Origin of the sequence: Steroidobacter sp., assembly GCF_016790065.1 — a bacterium.
Lineage (GTDB): Bacteria > Pseudomonadota > Gammaproteobacteria > Steroidobacterales > Steroidobacteraceae > Steroidobacter.
In genome coordinates this window covers 1-1,564 of sequence record NZ_JAEUPY010000288.1, presented here as the reverse complement: position 1 = coordinate 1,564, position 1,564 = coordinate 1, and the positions used below count along the sequence as shown (strand labels likewise).

Genomic DNA, 1,564 nt, shown 5'->3' with positions numbered 1-1,564 from the left:
GATTGCCCGAGGAGTCCAAGTACTGATCCTGGAACTCGTCCGTGAGATTGAGCGCTTCCAACGTCAGATCCAGATTCGGCGTCACCGACCAGGTCGACGACGCGTCGATGCTCAACGTTTCCACCGTGCCTTCGACGTCGTTGAGGTTGCGGCCCGGCACCAGGGTCAGGAAGTCGTCGCGGTAGGCGGCCGAGACGCGCGCGCTGAACACATCGTTTTCCCAGTACAGAGTGGCGTTGTAAGCCGACTTGGACAGGCCGGTGAGATCGGTTCTCGCGACCACCGCGCCGGTCTGAGACAAATACTCGATCTCCGACTCCACCCCGGTGTAGTTCAGGATCAAGCCGAAGTTTTTCCAGAAGCCCGGCAGGAACGAGAACGGCTGTTGATAGCTGATCTCGAAACCTTCCAGATCGCCGCCGTCGGTGTTGGTCGGCAAGGCGAACTGCCAGCCCGACAAGCAGGTCGCCGGATCGGGAATGGCGGCACCGCAAGCGGCCAACGCCACGCTATCGGGCAGGCCGAGCGGATTGTTGGAGAAGTTGTCGGTAGCGCGCACGATCTGCACGAAGCTTTGGATGTCTTTCTTGAACAAGGCCAGCGACAGCAACGAGTCCTCGGCGAAGTACCATTCGAACGACAAGTCGTAGGTTTTGGCGCGATACGGATCGAGTAGCGGATTGCCCGCGGTCACCGTCTTGTTCGCACCGCTGATCTGGGTCGAAGCGCCGGGTGCGAGAATGCCCAAGCCAGCGGATTGACCGCCACCATTCGGACGCACCATCACTTTGGCCGCCGCTACGCGAATCACGAAGTTGTCGGTCACATCGAGCGCTACGTTCAACGACGGCAATGTGTCGTCGTACGTGCGCTCCACCGTGGTCAACAACGGCGAGCCCGAAGTGAACGTATAACCAGAAGACGTTTGTTTGGTTTCGACGTAGCGTACGCCGAGATTGGCGCGCAACGGCCGGCCCCACACCTCGGTCTTGTAGTCGGCCTGCACATAGCCGCCGAGATCTTCTTCTTCGATGCTGTAGTTGTTGCCCAGCGCCGGCTCGATGCCGAGCGGGAACAAACTGCGATCGTTCAACCCGAACAACTGCGTGGCGGCCTCGATGTTCGGAATGATCCAGCTGGTGGCGGTGCCGTTGGGCACGTTCAGATTGTTGCTGATACGGGCCAAGTGGCTGTAGTTAGCGAGCGCGATGGCGCGCACTGCCGGCGAAATCACGCTTTCCTGAGAGGTCGTGGTGCCGTTGGAGCGCACTTTCGACGTGGTATCGAATTCGAACTTCTTGTACTGCGGTCCGGCTTTCAGCGTGACCGCGTCGTTCACGTCCCAAGCGATGTCGAAGGAAGTCGTCTTGAAGGTATTCGACGAGCTTTGCGGACGCAGACGAATCTGGGACAGCGTCCATGCCGACGCACTGTCCACCGGCGCATCGCCGTAGCTGATCAGCGGTAACCGGCTGTTACCGCGGAAGTCATAGGTATAGCCATCGACATCGGTGCGATCGAACAGCAACGTGGTTTGCACCGGATTGTCATGCTCGGCCTCGGA

General features: G+C 59.7%; 1 protein-coding gene. It reads right to left on the bottom strand.

Going from position 1 to position 1,564, the window contains the following annotated elements; all coding sequences use genetic code 11:
- Nucleotides 1-1,564, bottom strand: a 1,564-nt coding sequence (locus JNL55_RS12280; RefSeq protein ID WP_293853200.1) for a TonB-dependent receptor, incomplete at both ends; no start/stop codon positions are given.